This is a genomic window from Nonomuraea sp. NPDC049152, from assembly GCF_040648355.1.
Taxonomy (GTDB): domain Bacteria; phylum Actinomycetota; class Actinomycetes; order Streptosporangiales; family Streptosporangiaceae; genus Nonomuraea.
The window spans coordinates 112,129-130,204 of record NZ_JBEZDO010000020.1 but is presented as its reverse complement, the minus strand read 5'-3'; the positions used below and the strand labels follow the sequence as shown (position 1 = coordinate 130,204).

At 68.9% G+C, this 18,076-nt stretch carries 15 protein-coding genes and 1 pseudogene; 6 read left to right on the top strand and 10 right to left on the bottom strand.

Annotation, left to right across the window (positions count from 1 at the left end; all coding sequences use genetic code 11):
• Positions 1-34 precede the first annotated feature (34 nt).
• The 8 genes and pseudogenes from AB0B45_RS31830 to AB0B45_RS31795 all read right to left on the bottom strand — a co-directional run bounded on the left by AB0B45_RS31830 (position 35) and on the right by AB0B45_RS31795 (position 10,128).
• Positions 35-2,315 (bottom strand): annotated as a pseudogene (locus tag AB0B45_RS31830) (penicillin acylase family protein).
• Positions 2,316-2,322: 7 nt separating this feature from the next.
• Positions 2,323-4,530, bottom strand: coding sequence for an FtsX-like permease family protein (locus AB0B45_RS31825; protein WP_358138152.1), 2,208 nt, complete (start codon positions 4,528-4,530; stop codon positions 2,323-2,325).
• Positions 4,527-5,219: an ABC transporter ATP-binding protein gene (locus tag AB0B45_RS31820; RefSeq protein ID WP_358138149.1), complete on the bottom strand. Its 693-nt coding sequence runs from the start codon at positions 5,217-5,219 to the stop codon at positions 4,527-4,529. The genes AB0B45_RS31825 and AB0B45_RS31820 overlap by 4 nt, the downstream gene beginning before the upstream one ends.
• Entirely contained in the window at positions 5,216-5,743 is a 528-nt protein-coding gene (locus AB0B45_RS31815; protein ID WP_358138146.1) for a PadR family transcriptional regulator, read from the bottom strand. Before AB0B45_RS31815 ends, AB0B45_RS31820 begins: the two co-directional genes overlap by 4 nt.
• 333 nt (positions 5,744-6,076) lie before the next feature.
• Complete coding sequence (locus AB0B45_RS31810) at positions 6,077-8,539, bottom strand: cellulase family glycosylhydrolase (RefSeq protein WP_358138144.1); 2,463 nt, start codon at positions 8,537-8,539, stop codon at positions 6,077-6,079.
• 182 nt (positions 8,540-8,721) lie between these two features.
• Positions 8,722-8,949, bottom strand: a complete 228-nt coding sequence (locus AB0B45_RS31805; RefSeq protein WP_358138141.1) for a hypothetical protein — start codon at positions 8,947-8,949, stop codon at positions 8,722-8,724.
• Positions 8,949-9,191 carry a hypothetical protein gene (locus AB0B45_RS31800; protein ID WP_358138139.1) on the bottom strand — a complete coding sequence of 81 codons (243 nt, stop codon included), beginning with the start codon at positions 9,189-9,191 and terminating at the stop codon, positions 8,949-8,951. The genes AB0B45_RS31805 and AB0B45_RS31800 overlap by 1 nt, the downstream gene beginning before the upstream one ends.
• A 175-nt stretch (positions 9,192-9,366) precedes the next feature.
• Entirely contained in the window at positions 9,367-10,128 is a 762-nt protein-coding gene (locus AB0B45_RS31795; protein ID WP_358138137.1) for a hypothetical protein, read from the bottom strand.
• A gap of 691 nt (positions 10,129-10,819) precedes the next feature.
• On the opposite strand from AB0B45_RS31795, the gene AB0B45_RS31790 reads away from it, so the two are divergent.
• The 4 genes from AB0B45_RS31790 to AB0B45_RS31775 all read left to right on the top strand — a co-directional run bounded on the left by AB0B45_RS31790 (position 10,820) and on the right by AB0B45_RS31775 (position 14,155).
• Positions 10,820-11,686, top strand: coding sequence for a hypothetical protein (locus tag AB0B45_RS31790; RefSeq protein ID WP_358138134.1), 867 nt, complete (start codon positions 10,820-10,822; stop codon positions 11,684-11,686).
• A 652-nt stretch (positions 11,687-12,338) separates the two neighbouring features.
• Positions 12,339-13,259, top strand: coding sequence for an alpha/beta fold hydrolase (locus AB0B45_RS31785; RefSeq protein ID WP_358138131.1), 921 nt, complete (start codon positions 12,339-12,341; stop codon positions 13,257-13,259).
• A 9-nt stretch (positions 13,260-13,268) separates the two neighbouring features.
• Positions 13,269-13,895 carry a TetR family transcriptional regulator C-terminal domain-containing protein gene (locus AB0B45_RS31780; RefSeq protein ID WP_358138130.1) on the top strand — a complete coding sequence of 209 codons (627 nt, stop codon included), beginning with the start codon at positions 13,269-13,271 and terminating at the stop codon, positions 13,893-13,895.
• A gap of 50 nt (positions 13,896-13,945) precedes the next feature.
• Positions 13,946-14,155, top strand: a complete 210-nt coding sequence (locus AB0B45_RS31775; RefSeq protein ID WP_358138127.1) for a hypothetical protein — start codon at positions 13,946-13,948, stop codon at positions 14,153-14,155.
• Between the two features lie 261 nt (positions 14,156-14,416).
• On the opposite strand, the gene AB0B45_RS31770 is transcribed toward AB0B45_RS31775, so the two are convergent.
• Positions 14,417-15,058, bottom strand: coding sequence for a DedA family protein (locus AB0B45_RS31770; RefSeq protein WP_358138125.1), 642 nt, complete (start codon positions 15,056-15,058; stop codon positions 14,417-14,419).
• A 97-nt stretch (positions 15,059-15,155) separates the two neighbouring features.
• Between AB0B45_RS31770 and AB0B45_RS31765 the strand changes: the two genes are divergently transcribed.
• Both AB0B45_RS31765 and AB0B45_RS31760 read left to right on the top strand, forming a co-directional pair.
• Positions 15,156-16,028 (top strand): enoyl-CoA hydratase/isomerase family protein, encoded by an 873-nt coding sequence (locus tag AB0B45_RS31765; protein WP_346117409.1) that lies wholly within the window; start codon positions 15,156-15,158, stop codon positions 16,026-16,028.
• Between the two features lie 3 nt (positions 16,029-16,031).
• The gene (locus AB0B45_RS31760) at positions 16,032-16,649 is read left to right on the top strand and encodes a TetR family transcriptional regulator (protein ID WP_358138122.1); all 618 of its coding nucleotides are present in this window, start codon (positions 16,032-16,034) and stop codon (positions 16,647-16,649) included.
• A gap of 218 nt (positions 16,650-16,867) precedes the next feature.
• Here the strand turns inward: AB0B45_RS31760 and AB0B45_RS31755 are convergent, their stop codons facing one another.
• A complete protein-coding gene (locus tag AB0B45_RS31755) occupies positions 16,868-17,908 on the bottom strand; it encodes a hypothetical protein (protein WP_358138119.1) in 1,041 nt (346 codons plus the stop codon).
• Between the last annotated feature and the right edge of the window lie 168 nt (positions 17,909-18,076).

The following is an 18,076-nucleotide window of genomic DNA, read 5'->3' as shown; positions in this document are numbered from 1 at the left end:
GGGCTGAGCTCGTCCACCACGAACGCCGCATGCCTCACCCTCGCACCGTGGTGGTCCTCAGCTGCGGGTCGGCGGCGATCTCGGCCTGGGTGAAGCGCCCGGTCACCCACTGGCCGCGCGAGAACAGGACCGTCTGATCGGTGTGGTGGGGCGAGGCGGGGTTGGCGGAGAGAGAGTAGGTGAGGATGGTGCGGGTACGGGGGCCGTCGGGAGTGAGCTCGACGGCCATCATGAAGCTGGAGCCTGTGTCCACCTCCGGGTAGCGTCCGTCGGTGCCGAGCGGGCCGCGCATGCTCACCCTGTCGAAGCAGCCCTCCCCCTCGGTGCAGCCGGGAAGCGGGATCGAGGAGTAGCGCTGCGCCTGGCCCGGGGTGAGCGTCAGGGTGATGCGGTTGGCCTGGAAGAAGAGCACGGTATCGGCCAGGGCCTGCCGCACCGCCGGGTCGTCGTGTTTGAGCCCCCGAGGGGTGGTCAGCGGATGTGCGGGAGTGAACGGCACCCGCCAGGGGCTGAATTCGGGCTCTCCCGGCTTGGTGGGACGCGGCAGCCGGGTGAAGAACTCGCGCCACAGAATGGCCCCTTGGCTGTCCAGGGTGGCGCGCCCGTCCCAATTCCCCAGGGTCCTGCAGGCCTTGCGCACGTTCACGCGCTTTCCGTCGGACGCGGTCAGCTCGGGGTGGGTACGGCACAGCTTCAGCAGGTCCGAGCGCATGAGCTCGAAGCTGTAGTTGCGCTTGGCGTACGCGGTGGCCTGCAGTGATTCCAAGGTGAGGCCGCGCGCGCCGAGCCCGTCGGCCCCGGACAGCCGCTGGGCGATCATGTCCAGGCTGACCCGGGGGCGCGGCTCCAGCTCGGTGCGTGTCTCGCCCCACGCGCGCTGGTATCCGGTCAGCGGCGCCGACGGGTTCGTCATCCAGAAGGTGTTGTTGGAGTTGGCCACGTAGTCGGCGCGGGTCAGCTTCGGCTGGTTGCCGGGCCCGAAGATGCCGGGCACGGCGGCGTCGCGATCCTTGCCCCACAGGCACGCGGAGGTCGAGCCGTCCAGGACATACGCTTCCAGCCCGGGAATCGGCGAGGGCTTGCCGCAGCGTCGCGCTTTCGCGTCGGTGACGTGGGGGACGACCGATGCGTCGGCGAAGTAGGCGGTCCCGCCGGCGTCGGTGGCGAGCGTGTGGACGAACGGCATGCCCTGATGGGTGACCTGGGCTGCACGAAGCTGCGTGAGGTTCCTCGCCCTGGCCATCGCCAGCCACTCGTCGGCCGCGCGCAGGTTGGCGGCGTTGGCATCGGCCAGCGCGTAGGCGACTTTGTCGGTGCGCCCGGCAGCGAGCACCGGGCCGTAGCGCGAGGTGTAGAGCGTGTGGCTGGCGGTGGTGCCGTCCGGCAGGGTGACCTCCACCTCCTGACGGCCCAGCGGCTCTGCCTGACCGTCCACCATGTAGCTGGTACGGTCGCCCGCGAGCTGCAGTTGGTAGACGGTAAAGCGCTGGGCGTGGGAGACGGTGTGGGTCCAGGCCACGCTGGCGTTGTGGACGAGATGTGCCGTACAGGCTGCCGCCCGAGACGTCGAACACGCCGGGGATGGTGAGCTGCACCTGGTAGAAGCGGCGGATCCCGTTCCACGGGAAGTGCGGGTCGGCCAGCAGCATGCCGTGGCCGTCGCGCGTCGCCTCGCGGCCCAGCGCCCAGCCGTTGCTGCCCGCGGCCGGTCTCTTGACCGGGCCTTCGGCCCGCGGCTCGCCGATCCCGGTGACGGCCTCCTTGAGCTGGGAGCTTGCGACCATGCGGTTGAGGTCGAGCAGGTTGTTCCAGATGTCCGTGGCGGTGATGGGGCCCACCCAGGCCTTGCCTCGGCAGGTTGGATCGGGCAGGTTCGCCACGCCGGTGTCTGCCAGGTAGCGGTTGTATCCCGTGACGTAGCCGTCGACCATGCGACGGAGCTCGTCGCTCGGGCCCACCGGCGCCGGCCGGGCCAGCAGCCGCCGCACGACGCCCGAGTCCTCGACGCTCTTGTAGTAGACGTCGCTGGCGAAGTTGGCGACCGGGCGGACCGGGTCATCGGACCTCGCCTTCATGCCGAAGTGCCGGGATCGCTCGCCCCGCAGCGTCACCACCCACGAGGCCAGCACACACAGGTTGTCCTGCGCGAAGGCGTAGCCGTACCCGAATCCGAGTCCCCCGTAGTCCTTGGCGGAGATGTGCGGGATGCCGTACTCCGTGCGCCGGATCGTGGCGGAGTAGCGCCCGTCCTCGACCGTGGTCGGCTCTGCTACCACGGCGGAGACGAGCAGGACCAGCGCGATCAGCAGTTTCATGGGGCTCCTATTCGAAACGCGCGTCATCCGGCGCGGTCATGCGCCTGAGCAGCGGCACGCCCGTGAGAATCACCAGCAGGGAGGCGGCCAGCCCTCCGCCGACGGTCGCGAAGTAGACAGGCCCGGGCATCGCCAGAGAGGCGCCCTTCATCGCGAGCTGGTCGATGAGCGGCTCGGCCACGCCGAACCCGGCTCCGGCGGCCAGCACGGCGGCCAGGACAAGTGGAAGCGCGGACTCCAGCAGCACCACCCCGGCCAGGGTGCGGGTGGGGGTGCCGGCCAGCCGCAGCAGGGTGAACGGCTGCCTGCGCTCCACCAGCCCGCCGCCGACCGCCACCACGAGGCTGCAGCCGCCGACGATCAGGGTCAGCGCGACCATGGCCATCGCAATGTTCTCGACCTGGGTGTACAGGGCCGCTCTGACCTGGGCGACCTCGGCGAACGTCATCGGGGCGTAGGCGGTGTGCTCGGCCAGCAGCGTGCGGATCCGCTCCACCGCCGCCGGGTCGGCCGTGCTGATCAGGATCGACTCCAGGGCGAGGCCGGTGGCGGAGGCCTGCTGACTGTCGGGCCCCGCGAGCGGAAGGATCTTGTCGATGGTGAGCGGGTTGTCGGCGTTGACCACGCGGTAGAAGGCGCCCGCCACGGCCTGCGCGCCGATGGGGCACCGCCCGAGCACGGGGAAGCGGGCCAGGCTCTCGCATTCGACGACGGTCGTCGCGGGTGGTGGACCGTCGACAGGCACGCCGACGTCTGACGTGGCGTAGATCGGCAGCACGTCCACGCCCGGGTAACTGCGCAGGCGGCCAAGCAGATCCGCCTGCGTCGGCGCGGACAGTCCCTCGACGCCGGGCCTGGCGAACTGGGCGCGCAGCACGTGGTCCAGCTTGCCGCCGGCCACAGCCCGCTGGCCGGAGAGCACCGCGGGGACGAGGCCCGCGATCGCCGTACCGATGAACACCGCCAGCACGAGCCCGCTCACCGAGCGGAAGGCGGCCTTCGGGTCCGCGGCCATACGCTGTGCAGCGAGCAGCGTCGCCGCGCCCCCGGTCAGCCGGGCGGCCAAGCGCGCCGCCCGCATCGTCAGCCATGGCCCGGCCAGCACCAGCCCGGCCATGATCAGAGCCAGCCCCGCGCCGGCCAGCACGGCGTCGGGCTCCTTGCCGTTTTGGTACACCGGGCCCGAGAACAATCCAAGCCCGGCCAGTAGCGGGATCACGCGCCACGCCCGCGGCGCGGGTGGCGCGTTCTTCCTGACCGCGCCGAGCGGTGAGATCCGCAACCGGCGCAGAGACCACAGGGCGGCGCAGGCCGCCACGACCGGCACGCAGGCGAGCACGGCCGCGTACTGCCAGAGGTGCGGGGCGATCAGGTCGGGGAAGAAGCGGGAGCCGGTGATCCGGATTCCGGCCAGGGCCGGCCGTACCACCTGGAAGAGCGCGAGGCCGGCCAGCGCGCCGAGCAGCGCACCCAGCGCGGCGTCCACCGCGGCGAGCACGTCGACCTGCCGGGAGGTGGCGCCCACCAGCCGGATCGCCGCCAGGCGCATCTCGCGACGCGCGGCCGCCAGCCGGGTGGCGGTGCCCACGAGCACCAGCAGCGGGACGATGAGCCCGATGGCGGCGACGCCGAAACCGAACCGGTAGACGTCGGCGTTGTCGTCGACCGCGGGCTCGGTGGCGACCGTGTCGACCTGCCGGGCGCCGGGCATGGCAGCCACCTGCCGCGGCGTCCGCCCCACCACGATGGCCAGCTCGTCGGGCCCGGACAGCGCGGCCTGGCCGATCAACCCGGCGTGCGTGCCGGGGAAGCGGTCGGCGAGCTGCTCGCGCGGCGCAGAGTCCAGCAGCCTGGCCAGCGCGGGCGAGGCGAAGTACTGGCCCGGGTCCGGCATGCGGGACAGGCCGGGAATGACCGGCGCCCGGGTGCCGAGCGCGGCTGCGTCCAGCCTCTTGATCAGCCGACCCGCATGATAGTCCTCGTGGAGGTTCCATAACGCGCCGTCAACGGTGGCGTCCAATGCCCAGCCGCTGGGCGCCGTGCCGCGCGTGCACTCCCAGCAGGGGCGGTCGTTGGTGGCCTGGAAGGCGTTGAAGAACGACAGCGTGGCCAACAGCACCGCGACCCCGACCGCCACCCCGGCGATGATCAGCGTCAACCTGGTCGCCGCCTCCCTGCCGCTGCTCAGCGACAGGCGCAGGCCCAGCAGGATCATCGGAAGACCCCACTCGCGTACGGGTCGGTGACTCGCCCGTCGCGCACGACGACCTCCCGGTCGGCGCAGGCGGCCACCCGGGCGTCGTGGGTCACCACGATCACGGTGGCGCCCTCCTCGCGGGCCAGGCCCACCAGCAGCTCCATCACGTGCTCGCCGGTGAGCGAGTCGAGCGCGCCGGTCGGCTCGTCAGCGAAGATCACCCGCGGTCCGGTCACCAGCGCTCTGGCGATGGCCACCCGCTGCGCTTGCCCGCCTGACAGCTCGCTGGTGCGCCGGCCGCCCAGGTCGGCCAGCTCCAGCCGCTCCAGCCATGAGGTGGCCCGCTCGTAGGCATGCCTGCGCCTGGTACGGCCGAGCAGCAGCGGCAGCGCCACGTTGTCGGCCACGGTCAGCTCCGGCACGAGCTGGCCGAACTGGAAGACGAAGCCGAAGGCGCTCCGCCGCAGCTCGCTGCGGCGGCTGTCGTGCAGCGTGTCCAGCCGCCGTCCGTCGAACCACACCTCGCCGCTGTCCGGGGTGAAGATCCCGGCCAGGCAGTGCAGAAGCGTCGACTTGCCGGAACCGCTGGGTCCCATGACGGCCAGGACCTCGCCCGCGGTCACCGACAGGCTCGCCTCCCGCAGCGCGGGCGTGTTGCCGTAGGAGCGGCTGATCTCCTCGGCCCGCAGCAGGGCGTTGACGATCAACGGTCGCGCACCGCCTCGGCCAGCGCGCCCAGCCTGGCCTGGGTGACGTCGATCCACCGCAGGTCGGCCTCGAGGCGGAACAGGCCGTGATCGGCCAGGAGCGCGTCAACCAGGTTGCCGGTGCGCTTGATCTCGGTCAGCTCCCGCATGCGTCGTAGATGCGTCGCGCGCTGGGCATCGAGGTAACCCGCCGCGTCGCGCCCCAGCATCAGCGCCAGTACGGCCTTGGTGAACAGCACCGTCTGCAGGTACGGCTCGGGCGCGACCGGCTCGGCCAGCCACGCCTCGACCTCGTCCTTGCCCACGGGGGTGATGGCATAGCGCTTGCGGTCGGGCCCGTCGCCCGGTTCGCTCTGCCCGGCGGTGACCTTGCCGTCTCTGGCCAGCCGGCCGAGCGTGGAATAGACCTGGCCGAAGGGCAGGGGCTTGCCCCGGCCGAAGAAGGTGTCGTAGTCGCGTTTCAGGTCGTATCCGTGGCTCGGCTCCCGTTCCAGCAGGCCGAGCAGTGCGAGGGGGACGCTCATGGCAAGCGACTATACCCTGAGAGTATATACGCCGGAGATAAGGCAGCCACCTCCGCCTCAACGTCCAGGTCTCGGTACGGACGAGTCGGCCGCCTCGAGGGGTCGGGGTGAGGCAGACCGACCACGCGGCAGTGAGGCCTCCTGTGCTGCGTCCAGGCCGAAGGGGTCAGGGGGTTCGCTTCAGGAACGCGTCAGCGGAGCCCTCGCAGGTCTGGAATCTGGTTGCAGAGAGTGTCGACGGAGTTACCGTCACTGGACGGGGTTGCGCTCGATCGCGGGTCAGGCTGGTTGTCATCGGCTCAGCTCGGGCTCGGTGACGTGCGGAAAGCAGGGCTAGCGGTGTGCGGTCAGGGTGTAGGCGCCTCGAGTGCAGCCGGTGATGCGCCAGCCGCCCGGTGCCTGCCGGGCGGCGACGCCCGTGAGTCCGGTACTACCGACGACCGGCCGGACGCTGCCGGGGAACCAGACGTCGAGGCCGCACCCGTTGCCTTCACCCTGGGCCGTGAGGCTCGCCTGGTCCGACGTGAGGCTGGTCAGGCGGCCAGGGGCGGAGCGGGGGTAGGGGCGCGAGAGCTCGGCAATGTATTCGGGGGGCGGGGGCAGGTCCTTCCCGGTGACACAGTCCTCGATCATGAGGTTGCCGCCGGTCTTGGACTCGGCTCCGGCGTGGGCGTCGCCGCAGGACTGCTTCCAGACCCAGAACGCGCCGCCGATGCGGTGCCGATCCTCTTGGTCGGTGTATTTCGTGATCGGGGCCGAGGTGGGGTCGCCGAACCAACCCCACTCCCCGGACCAGAGCCCGGCGCCGTAGTACTCCGCCGCCCGGCTCGCCAGGTCGAAGCCGCGCTCGATGCTCGTGATCGTGAGGCCGGTGCCCTGGTCGATGGTGATCGACTCGTTGTAGAGGTGGGGGGCGAAGACGAGCAGCCGGTCGTCGGTGAAGTCGTTGGGCACCGAGACCTCGAAGCCGAGACCTGACCAGAGCACGGACGGCTCGAAGAAGACCAGGTGCGGGAAGCCGCGCTTCTCGCCCGCCCTGATGGCCTTGATCGCTCGGTCGTAGTAGCGGCCGAGCAGGACGCCGGAGGTGATCGGCGGGGCCTCGCCGAAGCCGGGCTCGTTCAGCAGGTCGTATCCGGCGACCATCGGCTCGTTCGCGAACCGCTCCGCCAGCATGCCCCAGGCGGCGACCAGGCGGGTCTGGATGCCGTCCCTGTCCTGGTAGAAGTTGGTGAAGGCGCGGGCGACGGCCGGAGAGATATCGCGTCCGGTGAACTCGCACTTGGGGGCGCCGTCGAAGCGGTCGGCCCAGGTGGGGGCGCCGTCCCAGCCGTGCATCGGTGAACCGTTCTCGCAGGTGGTGCTGGGGGCGGCATTGACGCCCTTGCCCCAGGCGTCCTGGTGCATGTCGATGACCGTGCGCAGGCCGTGCTTGGCCGCGGTCTCGACGGCCCAGGAGATCCTGGCGAGGTAGGCCGGGTCGTAGTGGCCGGGCTGGGGTTCCAGGGCTGACCAGGACACGGCGAGGCGGATGACGTTGAAGCCCATCTGCTCCATGCCGGCGAAGTCGGCTTCGGTGAGCGGTCGCGTCACCGCCTTGTCCGGAAATTTCTGGAAGTAGTCTTCGAGCTGGTTGACGTTCACGCCGCGCAGCAGCACCTCGTTGCCGTCGGCGTCGATGATCCTGCGGTCGGCTGCAAGCGTCAGGCCCTTGGTGCGTGGTGGCTGCGCGGTGGTGGTGCCGGGCTGCAGGAGCGGTACGGCGAGCGCCGCCGCGGCTACGACAGCCGCCATCCGTATCGGCGCAGAAAAGGCGACGCCCTTACGCGCCGGGAGAAGGGCGGTTCTTCGCGCCGGGAGGGTGGCGGGGAGGAGGGCGACGAGGGCTGCCGTTGCGAGGGCGAGGAGGGCGCCGAAGGAGAGCGCGGGGGCGAGGCGGAGCATGATCGCCGGCGCCCAGAACGTGTCGCCGCCCGCCAGGTCGCTGGGGAGCCCGATGGCCACCTCGACCAGGCCCAGCGTCGCGGCCGCTCCCAGCGCGGAGATCCCGGCCACGACGGCCCGCGACGAGGTGGTGGCACTGAGCCAGCGGTTCAGTGCCCAGGTCATCACGCCCAGCAGGGTGACGGCGGCGAGGCAGCCCAGCGGTCCCGCCTCGGGCGCGGGGGCCAGCGGGGAGTCGCCGATGGCGTAGCCGACGGGTGAGCCGCCCCACCACACCCCACCGACCGACGCACCCAAGACCACGGCCACCCCTGCCGCCACCCACCCCGGCCCCGAAGCCGGCGGGAAGAACGACCCCGAGGCCGCAGCGGGTCCAGCGCCCGGCCCTGGGGAGGGCGGGGCGGTCGAGCTCGAAGGGGATGGGGTGGGGCGGCGGCGTAGGAACTGGGTCAGCCAGGTGGCTGCCAGGACCGGCAGGCCGAAGACCGCCGCCTTGACGCCGGTGAAGCCGGTTGACCACGCCAGGTAGACCACATCACCGAAGGCCATCACCAGCGACATCATCAGCTTGGCCGCCATCGCCGACCACACCACCGCGCCCCACACCAGCAGTGCTGTACGCAGCGGGGCACGCCCGCGCGCGACCGCCCACGCCAGAACCCCAACCCCCACCAGCAGCAGCGGCACGTAGACGGCCAGCGCGGCCACCTGCCAGAGCCCGGCGACGGGTAGCAGGTCGGCGCCCGTCCACGTGTACGGCGCGGCCAGCCCCGACGGGTCGAACGCCGCCCCAAGCACGATGACGGCGGCCAGCACCACGACGGCGATCGGCGACAACCAGCGGTTCCTCATAGTGTCGGCGACCATACATGAGCATTGTTCACAAATGAAGGGCCGGATCCACAACAGTGCGGAAGGCCAGCCGAACCCGCTAGTGGCCCGCTTGGCCTGGCCGCGGTGAGCGGGTTCCAGTGCTCGTACAGGGAGGCTGGGACTCTACCCGCGGGCATTGGCGCCAAGCCGTGGCAGACGTATTAGCCGGGGGTGCGGCGACCGTGCGCCAGGACCTCGGTGACCTTGGCGATGGCTTCGGGGCCGGGTTTGACGTAGCGCATGGCGGTGAGGGGGTTCTGGTGGCGGGTCTTGCCCATGATGAGCTGCTGCGGTACTTCGGCCTTGCCGAGGTGGGTGGCGGCGCTGTGGCGCGGCTGATGGTGCCGCCCTTGGAACGGAAGCTCCGGTTCAGCTGTCGCCGGGGTCACTACCGCCACCGTTCGGTGCGTTCGTCCCAACGGGCGCCGGGAGGAGGGGTGTCGTCGCGGCGGGAAGAAGAGTGGTAGTCCCCGGCCACCTGCCAGAAGAGCCAGCCTGCCGCCACCGGCAGCCCGAGCAGGATGAGTGAGAACTTCCAGCCGCCGGGCACGAAGATCGCCACTGCCAGGGCGACGACGAACACCGCCGCAGCCGCCGCGAGGCCAAGAACGATCTTCTTCCAGAACGACATGGGGCCTCCTGAGATCGAGCCGGAACGAGGCAAAGTATCGCCGATCCGGTGATCTGGCGCACGTGGCGAGGCGGGTGCAGGACGACGTGGGTCCTTGCCCTCAACCAGGGCGCCTCTGTCGCGAATGCAAGGAATCCCGGGACGCTGTCCGTCCGGCCTGCACCGACGGTCTCGGCTACCTGGAACTCGGCCGCCGTGGTGCCGGGCTCGTCCGCGCGGCGCCCGTGAGCCGGGCCGCCAGCCGCACCAGCGGGCCGGTGCCGGTCCAGTGGGCGGGGTCGAGGTCGAGACCGGCGTAGCGGGGCGCGTTGTCACTGACGAGCTCGGCGAGCCGGGGTAACTCCAGGTCGACGGCGGCGAAGCGGTACAGCTCGGTCAGGCGGGGGAGGATGATCCCAAAGTCCAGCATGCGGGCCGACGTTCCTTCGGCGGCGAACATGTCTTCCGCGGTGAGTCCCGTCAGCGGGTAGTGCGGCGGGAAGGAATGGTGCAGGTCGAGGAAGAGCTTGACCGAGCCGCGGCGTGGGTCGCCCAGCAGCGGGCCGAGCCGGCGCAGGCGACCAAGGGCGAGCGCAGGCCTGGCCACCATGGCGTGCGCGAACAGGACGCGGATCAGCGCGACGTTGATCATCAGGCGTTCGGCGGGGAGCTCCTGCCGGGCGAGGGCTTCGTGCTCGAGGTATCCGGAGGCGATGCTGTGATTGTGCGCACGGTACCAGGTGGCCGGCGAGGACGTCTGCCGGAACTCCTGCCAGAAGGGGGTCATGTCGGCTTTGTCGCGTAGCAGCCGGTCGTTGACGGCCTGCCACCACGGGCTGGCGGTCATGACGCCGCGGGAGATCTCCCAGCGCAGGAAGCTCAGCTCCGCCCTGCCGTAGCGACGCAGGGTGCCCTGATAGAAAGAGGCGGCCTGCGCCAGCCTGAGTGCTGGGTTCATGGCCTCAATGATCCCCCAGCCGGGTGACGGGATGCCGGCGACGGTGACCGGACAGACCTGGTGGCCCGCTGTGCCTGGACGCCTCGCTCCGCTCGACTTCGATGAGCCCTCATGGCGTCACAGATGGTTGTACGTGGTGTCAACGATCTTGTTGGGGGTAGTGTTTCGGGATCATCGCCGCTGGTTGCGGAGGATGGCGGGCGAATCCGGTACGTACGAGCGCGAACCCCGCCGAGCGAGCTGCGCCCTGCGGCGTGTGGGTCATGAGAATTCGCCGGTAACTTCCTGATGTCGAGGGAACCTCTGGGCTGAAGGAGGGTGATCCTCCGGATCGCGCAGGGGCCTCGACCCCACCAATAACGCTTACAACCGACTGTACCGGAGTACAAAAATCAACAACTTATCTCGCCGAGGCGCGTACAACCGCCTCCGCTCTCCGCTCGTCCGTGCGTTCACCCGGAGTTGCGTCGCCGCCGTCGCCGCTCTCGCGTTCGTCACGTCCGCCCTGCCCGCGAGCGCCGTCGCGGCCAGCGAGCCGGCAAAGCCGGTTCCGGGCATCGACGCCCGGCCCAACGACGGTTCCGGATACTGGCCGGACTTCTCGAACACCGGTTATGCCAAGACGCCGGCCAATGCCGGAGGTCTGGGCCTGGGCAAGTACCCGGGCAAGCTCACCGACTACGCGCCGAAGATGAGCGACACCAAACCGCTGACGCTCCGATTCCCCGACAACAGCGTCATCTCCTTCAAGCGCTTCCGGGCATTGAAGGTCTATATCTACGGCGACAATCTCACGTTCGTCGGCTGCTTGTTCGAGGGCACCAGTCCCGATGACAATCTCGTCCAGATCTACTCGGACAAGAAGATCAAGTTCCTTTACTCGACGTTCAAGCCGAGTTCCTTCTCGCGGCCCCCGGGGAACGATGGCACCGTCTCGTCGGCTCATTCCAAGCCCGGTACGCCTTACAAGAAGTCCTGGCAGTACGTCACGACGATGAAGGAAGCCGTGGCCGTCATGGACCACAATGACATCTGGGGCAACGCGGGCATGCTCATGGTGACGGGTTTCCCGGGCCGCCCGTCGACGTGGACGAACAACTACATCCACGACATGGCCGACACGGCGCGTGACGTCTATCATCACGACGGCATAGGTCCGCAGAGCGAAGGCAACGGCGGTCCCATGACCGTCCACCACAACACCCTGGCCTCGTTGGGCAACACCAATGCCCTGGCCCTGCAGGGCGGCGGCGTGTACGAGAACATCAAGTTCACGAACAACTACGTCTCCGGCTGGGGCTATGCCGTCAGCATTGGCACCGTCAACAACGCCAAGAACATCACCGTCACCGACAACGTCTTCTCGGCGGAACTCGAGCAGTTGTACGGTTTCCTGTACGGCAACTTCTGGAGCGGGTCGGCCCGCGGCTCCACCTGGCGCCGCAATGTCATTCAAGCCCGTCCAGGAGATGACAACCGCGCCTATTCGGCCGCCGACCACGGCAAATATCTGTGGCCGACCGGCGCTGAGACCCACACCACCGACTACACGGGCTGAACCGATTAACAGGTGACGGCCGCCGCAGCACGCGCGCTGCTCTTCGTGAACCATGCCACGCGAAGAGCAGCAAGCCGCTTCGGTCCGGCGCCGTTAGGACGCCGGCCATCTCGGCACCGAGCGAGACTCGCCCCTCGTCCACCGCCACATCCTCGCGGCCCAGCGCTTGTCGAGCGTGATGACGTGTTGTTCGCTGACGTGCTCAGGGAGGCGCAGGTCGACACGGCTCTCCTGGGCGTCAGCCGCTCCACCTCAAGCCCGAGCACCATCCGGATCGCCTCGACCGGTTCATTGAGCATCCCGACCCCCTCGCGATCCGGAGTCAGCCGTTGCCGCAGTTCAGCATGACGAACGGGGCCGCTACGGTCGCCTGCGAAGTCATCGGGTCCGGCCCGGGCCCCTGTGCTGGAGGTAGCCGAACGCCTTCTGCTTCCTCAATTCCGTCTCATGCGAGGTACCCGAGGTTGAGCCGTACGGACCGGACCGGGTTAAAGGGCCGGTTCAAGTAGACATCGCTGAGCTGCCGGCCTGACCAGCCGCGAAGAATCGCCGCAGGTCAGGGACGGGTTGTTGGATTTTCGCGATTGCTACGGGACGGGGGCCCCAACTGTTAGGATACGACTGTATCCATACAAGGGGAGATGAGGTCACCATGCGCGCCCCCGACCGGCCGTCGGCCTTCACCAGCGACAATGCCCGCGACAAGTACCTCGCCGCCTATGACCGAGTTCTCGGCGAGCTGTGGCCAGTGCCGGTGGACACCATCGACGTCGGGACCCGCGCCGGCAGTGTGCGGATCCACCGGGCCGGGCCCGCCCAGGGGGATCCGGTGGTCCTCCTGGCCGGTGCTGGTGGGAACGCGCTGGCCTGGTACCGCTACATCGAGCCGCTGGCGCGGATGCGTCCGGTCTTTGCCGTCGACCCGCTCGGCGAGCCCGGCCGCTCGGTTCAGACGCAGCCGCTTGCGACCGGTGCCGAGGTCGGTGGCTGGCTCACCGACGTCTTGGCTGCGGTCGGCGCCGAGCGCGCACATGTGGTGGGTTCCTCTTACGGCGGCTGGACCGCGGTGGAACAGCAGCTTGGCGGGCGCGGCCGAGTCGCATCGCTGACGCTGGTGGATCCGGTCGGCTTCGCGCCGTTGACCGGGCGGTTCTACCGGTGGGTCATCGTCGGCGGTATGGCCGCCCTGCTTCCTCGTGCGCTACGACGCCGTGTCGCCGGCGCAGTGGGCAACGGCGCGCTGCGCGAGGATGTGCTGATGAAGCTGATGCTGGCCGGCCGGTCTTTCCGCCGGCGGCTGCCCATCCCGCCCGCCTACACCGACGAGCAGGTGCGTGAGCTGTCCGTGCCTGTACAGGTGCTGCTGGGCGCCCGCAGCGCGGTGCACGACGCGCAGGCCGTGGCCGCGCGGCTGGCCGAGATCGCGCCGTCGTGGCGGGTGGAGATCGTGCCCGACACCGGACACGCGCTGCCCGTCGAAGCTCCAGACCTGGTCACAGAGCGAATCCTCACCTTCCCTGGCCAAGGCCGATCCGAGATTGCACCCCCGGAGCACAGCACGGACCGCAGCTAGGAAACCGGCATGCCCCGACAGGTGGACCATGATGAGCGGCGACGCCAGTTGACCGAGGCGCTGCTGCGCATCGCCAGCACCCGCGGCTTGCAGGCGGTGTCCATGCGTGAGATCGCCGCCGAGGCCGGGGTCTCGCTGCGCGTCGTCCAGTACTACTTCACCGACAAGCAGGCCCTGCTCGACTCCGGCCTCGCCGAGCTGGCCGCCCGCCTGGACCGCCGAGTCAAGCAGCGGGCCGCCGCCGCCACGGGCGGGCTGTCCACGCGAAGTGTCTTCGAAGCCGTCCTCGGCGCGATCCTGCCCTCCGACGAACAGAGCCGACTGGACTCGCTGGCCTGGACCGCCTACTACACCGCCGCCCTCACCGACCCGGCGCTCGCCGCGGCCGCGCTCACCCGACCCGACGCGCTGGAAGACTTCCTCACCACCCGGCTCACCACCGCGCAGCAGGCCGGGGACCTCGCCTCCGATCGCGACCCGCGCACCGAGGTCGCCGCACTTCTGGCTCTCGCCAACGGTCTGACCGCCAGCGTCCTGGGCCGACAGCGCAGCCACGAGGCCGCCACCGCGATCATCGACTACCACCTCGACCGCCTCTTCGGACCGACGGCCACCCTACGGCCGCCCCCGGACTGAGCCGCACCGACCCAGGCTCCTCACCTGGGCTACACGATCGCGGCCCTACGGTGTGGGGGATCCTGCACGCGGCCGGTATCGATCCGGTACTCCGCTGGGCCGGGCCGAGCTGGCGGCAGTTCCTGACCGCTCAAGCCCACACGATCATCACGTGCGACTTCCTGGTGGTCGAGACGGTGCTGCTCAAGCGGCGGCTGACCCTTGAAGCCACGGCAGTGAGTTTCATCCAACCGCCGCCCGACAGGTTCGGCCTACCGTAGGGAAGGGGCGGCAGAGGTAGCGCCGGTCCCGTGCGTGTGACAAGGAGATCGTTGCGGAGCCGACGCATCACGTCGGCGGTCTGGGAAATCGAGGGGGTCGGGTGGTTGGGCTGGACCATGTCGACGCAGGTCTTGGTTGGGTCGATGGCCCGAGCGATTCGGAACGCGCGTAGGAGCACCCACATAGCGGCCGTACGCGGCCGCCTCGCGATCAGTCGGGAGGCTCACCCGCAGCGTCCCTCGGCAGGATCGAAATGAACCTCATTCCCGCACGTCCGAAGAATCATCCCCACCGCTGGACGACCTCAGACGGCGGCGCTGTACATGCCGGGCGATTTCGTTGATCGTGATCACTACGGCCACTAGGACGAGCGCGACGACCAGTCCCCGCGCCGGCGATTCCTGGAATGCGGTGCCGGCGAAGTAGCCCAGGCACGTACCCGAGATACCCCACATCAGTGCGCCGATCGCGTCGAAGAGCGCGAAGGCACGCCACGGGTAGGCGGTCACTCCGGCGGTCAGTGTGGTGATCGACCGTAGACCAGGAAGGAATCGGCCGATGATGACGATGACGCCACCGCGACGATCGAGGAGTTCGGACAGCCATCTGGCAACGGTGTGGCGTTTTGTGCCGGGCCGCAGGCGGCGTAGCGCAGGCGGCCCGAGGCGCCGCCCGATCAGATAGCAGATGTGATCGCCGACGAAGGCGCCGAAGGCTGCGACTAGGGCCACCAGCACAACGTTAGGACGGCCGGTGGCAGCGAACGCTCCAGACAGGAGCAGGATGCCCTCGCTGGGCAGGAGGGGCAAGAAGCCGTCCAGCATCGCGCACAGGAACAACACCAGGTAGAGCCAGGGTGAGCCCATCAGGCTGCCGGCCAGGTCGAGCACGACGTCAGTCAATTTCCCCCCCATAATGATACTAGTCTCAATTGAGACTAGTATCATTATGGGAACAGTGGGACACCAGACGAGCAGTTCGATCAGTCAGGAGCAGCACATGCCAGAGCAACTGTCACCATGGGACGGTCGCGTCACGCCGACGCCGTTCGAGGAGTACTCCAAGAAGTACGAGGAGTTCTTCGTGATGACTCGCCGGGACGGGATCATCGAGTTGCGGATGCACACCGACGGCGGGCCGTTCAGGCACAGCTGGGTCGGCCACAATGCCTGGCATCAGGCGTGGGCCGAGGTCGGCAACGACCCGGAGAACGAGGTCCTGATCATCACCGGGACCGGTGAACGGTGGCACACCGGCGATCCGGCCGAGCTGTGGCACACCCCATTCCCGCAGTGGAGCACCGACAGCCAGCTCAAGATGTACGGCGACATGGTCAAGCTGCTGGAGAACTTCGTGTCCGCCATAGACATCCCCACCATCGCCGCGGTCAACGGACCGGGCACGCACTGCGAGTTCGCCACGGCCTGCGACATCACCCTCTGCGCGGAGGACGCCGACTTCTTCGACCCGCATTTCCTGGGCGGTGGGGTGCCAGGAGACGGGATGGGGCTGACCCTGCAACACACGATCGGCACCAAACGCGCGTCGTACTACATGTACACCGGCGAACCGATCGACGGGCCAACCGCGCTCCGGCTCGGCCTGGTCAATGAGGTACTGCCACGCGAGCGCCTGCTGCCGAGGGCCTGGGAGATCGCTGAGATGATGATGGCGCGACCACGCGCCTCACGGCTGCTCACCCATGCGATCGCCAGCAGGCCGTGGAAGCGCGCGTTCGTCGACGACCTCGGTTTCCACACCGCCCACCAGCTATGGGGGATGGCCATCGGCGAGGCAGGGCAACTCGACAAGCTACGACAGATGACCGAACGGTTCCGCGGCCCGCAGGCGGGCGAATCCAGCCGGGAGTGAACGATGGCGAGACGACGGTCGGCCGACGACACCAGCCCGGTGTCGCTACGGGAACGCAAGAAGGCCAGGGCCCAGGCCTCGATCCAACGCGAAGCCATGCGCCTGTTCGCCGAGAACGGCTACGAGACCACCACGATCGACGAGATCGCCGAAGCCGCCGAAGTCTCACGGGCGACGTTCTTTCGCTACTTCCCCACCAAAGCCGACCTCGTCTTGCATGACATCGCCGACTTGATGGTGATCGACGCGCTCCCACAGCATCTCGAAGAAACGAGCCTCGTCGGTGCGTTGCGCAATGCCATCACCTCGCTCATCGACACCGCCACAGCTGAACAACACACGCTCAACCGGCAACGCGAAGAACTGCTGCGCAGCGTCCCCGACCTGCGTGCCCGAGTCCCCGGCCAGATCGCCGCCGCGCTGCCGCTGCTCACCGAAGCCCTCGCCCTGCGCCTCAACCGCTCCACCGACGACATCCATCTCCTCACCGTCTCAGGAGCTGCCATCGGAGTCGCCATCGCCGCCTGGAACGCCGCCGCGAACGACCTTTCCGAAGGTTTCACCCAACGCCACCGGCAACTCCTCGACGCTGCGCTGGCTCACCTCGAATCCGGCCTGTAAGTGGTCGCGTGCTGCCCGAGCTCCAACGTCGGCGCCGTCGCCGCCTACCAGTCGGCCGGCCTCGAGCAGTTGCCCGAGAGGCGGGACCTGTACCGCAACGCTTCCTGAGGCTTTCGGTGTGGGGTCCGAGGTGTGGCCACTGAAGGCACGGGCCATCTGGCCCGCTTCAGCGAGTGGGGCCCGCCGCACCCGCCTTGACGGGCGGGTGCGGCGGCCTTCTACGCGATGGGGCCGGTCGCGAACTGGGCGGCGGTGGAGTAGACCGCAGCCACCTCGCCGTCGAAGTACGGGGAGACGCCGGTGTCGTAGCGGTTATCGCCGTCGGTGTCGGAGACGCTGATCGTGATTCCGTTGAGGTAGCCGGCGCGGATGTCTCTGCTGTAGTTGTACAGCCAGGAGGCGCCGAGGGCGCCTTCACCGGTGAACCGGGAGTCGACGCCGATGAGCTGGTCGGCGGGGAGGTCGGAGAGCTTCATGGTGAATGTCGGCCCAGTGGACGATTCGAGGGTGTGGCCGGTATAGGGCCGGGTTCCGTCGGGGTTGGGGCCGGCCGGGTAGCCGAAGACGTCGACCGAGGGGGTCGTCGGCTGGTTGTAGGCGAAGCCCTGCCCGCCGACGTTGTCGACCAGCCTCCCGGTGTTGGTCGGCATGTCGGAAGAAGACGAGACGACGCCGTTGTACACGTTCACGAAGGCGAAGTCGCGGTTGTAGTCCGTGTACACGTCAAAGTCGTAATGGGCGACGGCCTGCTTTCCGACGTACAGGCCCCACGGGGTCGTGCCCTCGGAGTAGCCGGGAACGAAGACCCACTTGTCGAGCGTGGCGCCAGCGCGCTGGGTGTCGTACACGCAGTGACCGGCCGTGGCGACGAGGTTGCGGTAGTTCGACTGTATGGCGGTGCCCGTACACCAGTGCGGCTGACCGTCGGCGCCGACGAAGAACACCTTGCCCGAGGTCGTGGGCAGCTTCCCCTTCGGCGAGAGCGGGCCCTGCACCGGCCCGACGTAGCCGGGCTTCCCGTCCGGGACGACTGCGGTGGAAAGGCGTTCTCCATGGACCACGGTCTGCACGGCGTAGGGTGTGGCGTTCTTCAGATTGGCGGCCCCGTTGGCGAGCCAGAACGCCGCAACCTGCTGAGCCGTCGACACAGTGGAGGCCAGAGGGACCGTCACCGGGCTCGCGGCCTGAGCCGGCGCGGAGACGACAGTGGAGCCCAGCAGACCTAAGCCGATGCCTAACCCGATAAGTGCGCGCCTCATAATCGATCTTCCCGTCCAATCATAGGGCCGCCTGCACGGCCCCCGTCAGCATGGAAATCGGCCCGGCTGATCAACGCGCCCGACCAAAGGAAGATCATAACGCTGGCGGGATGTCCCTTGAAGAAACGATTGGCACTGTATGTCCGGCATGGGGGAGCCGACTGGGCC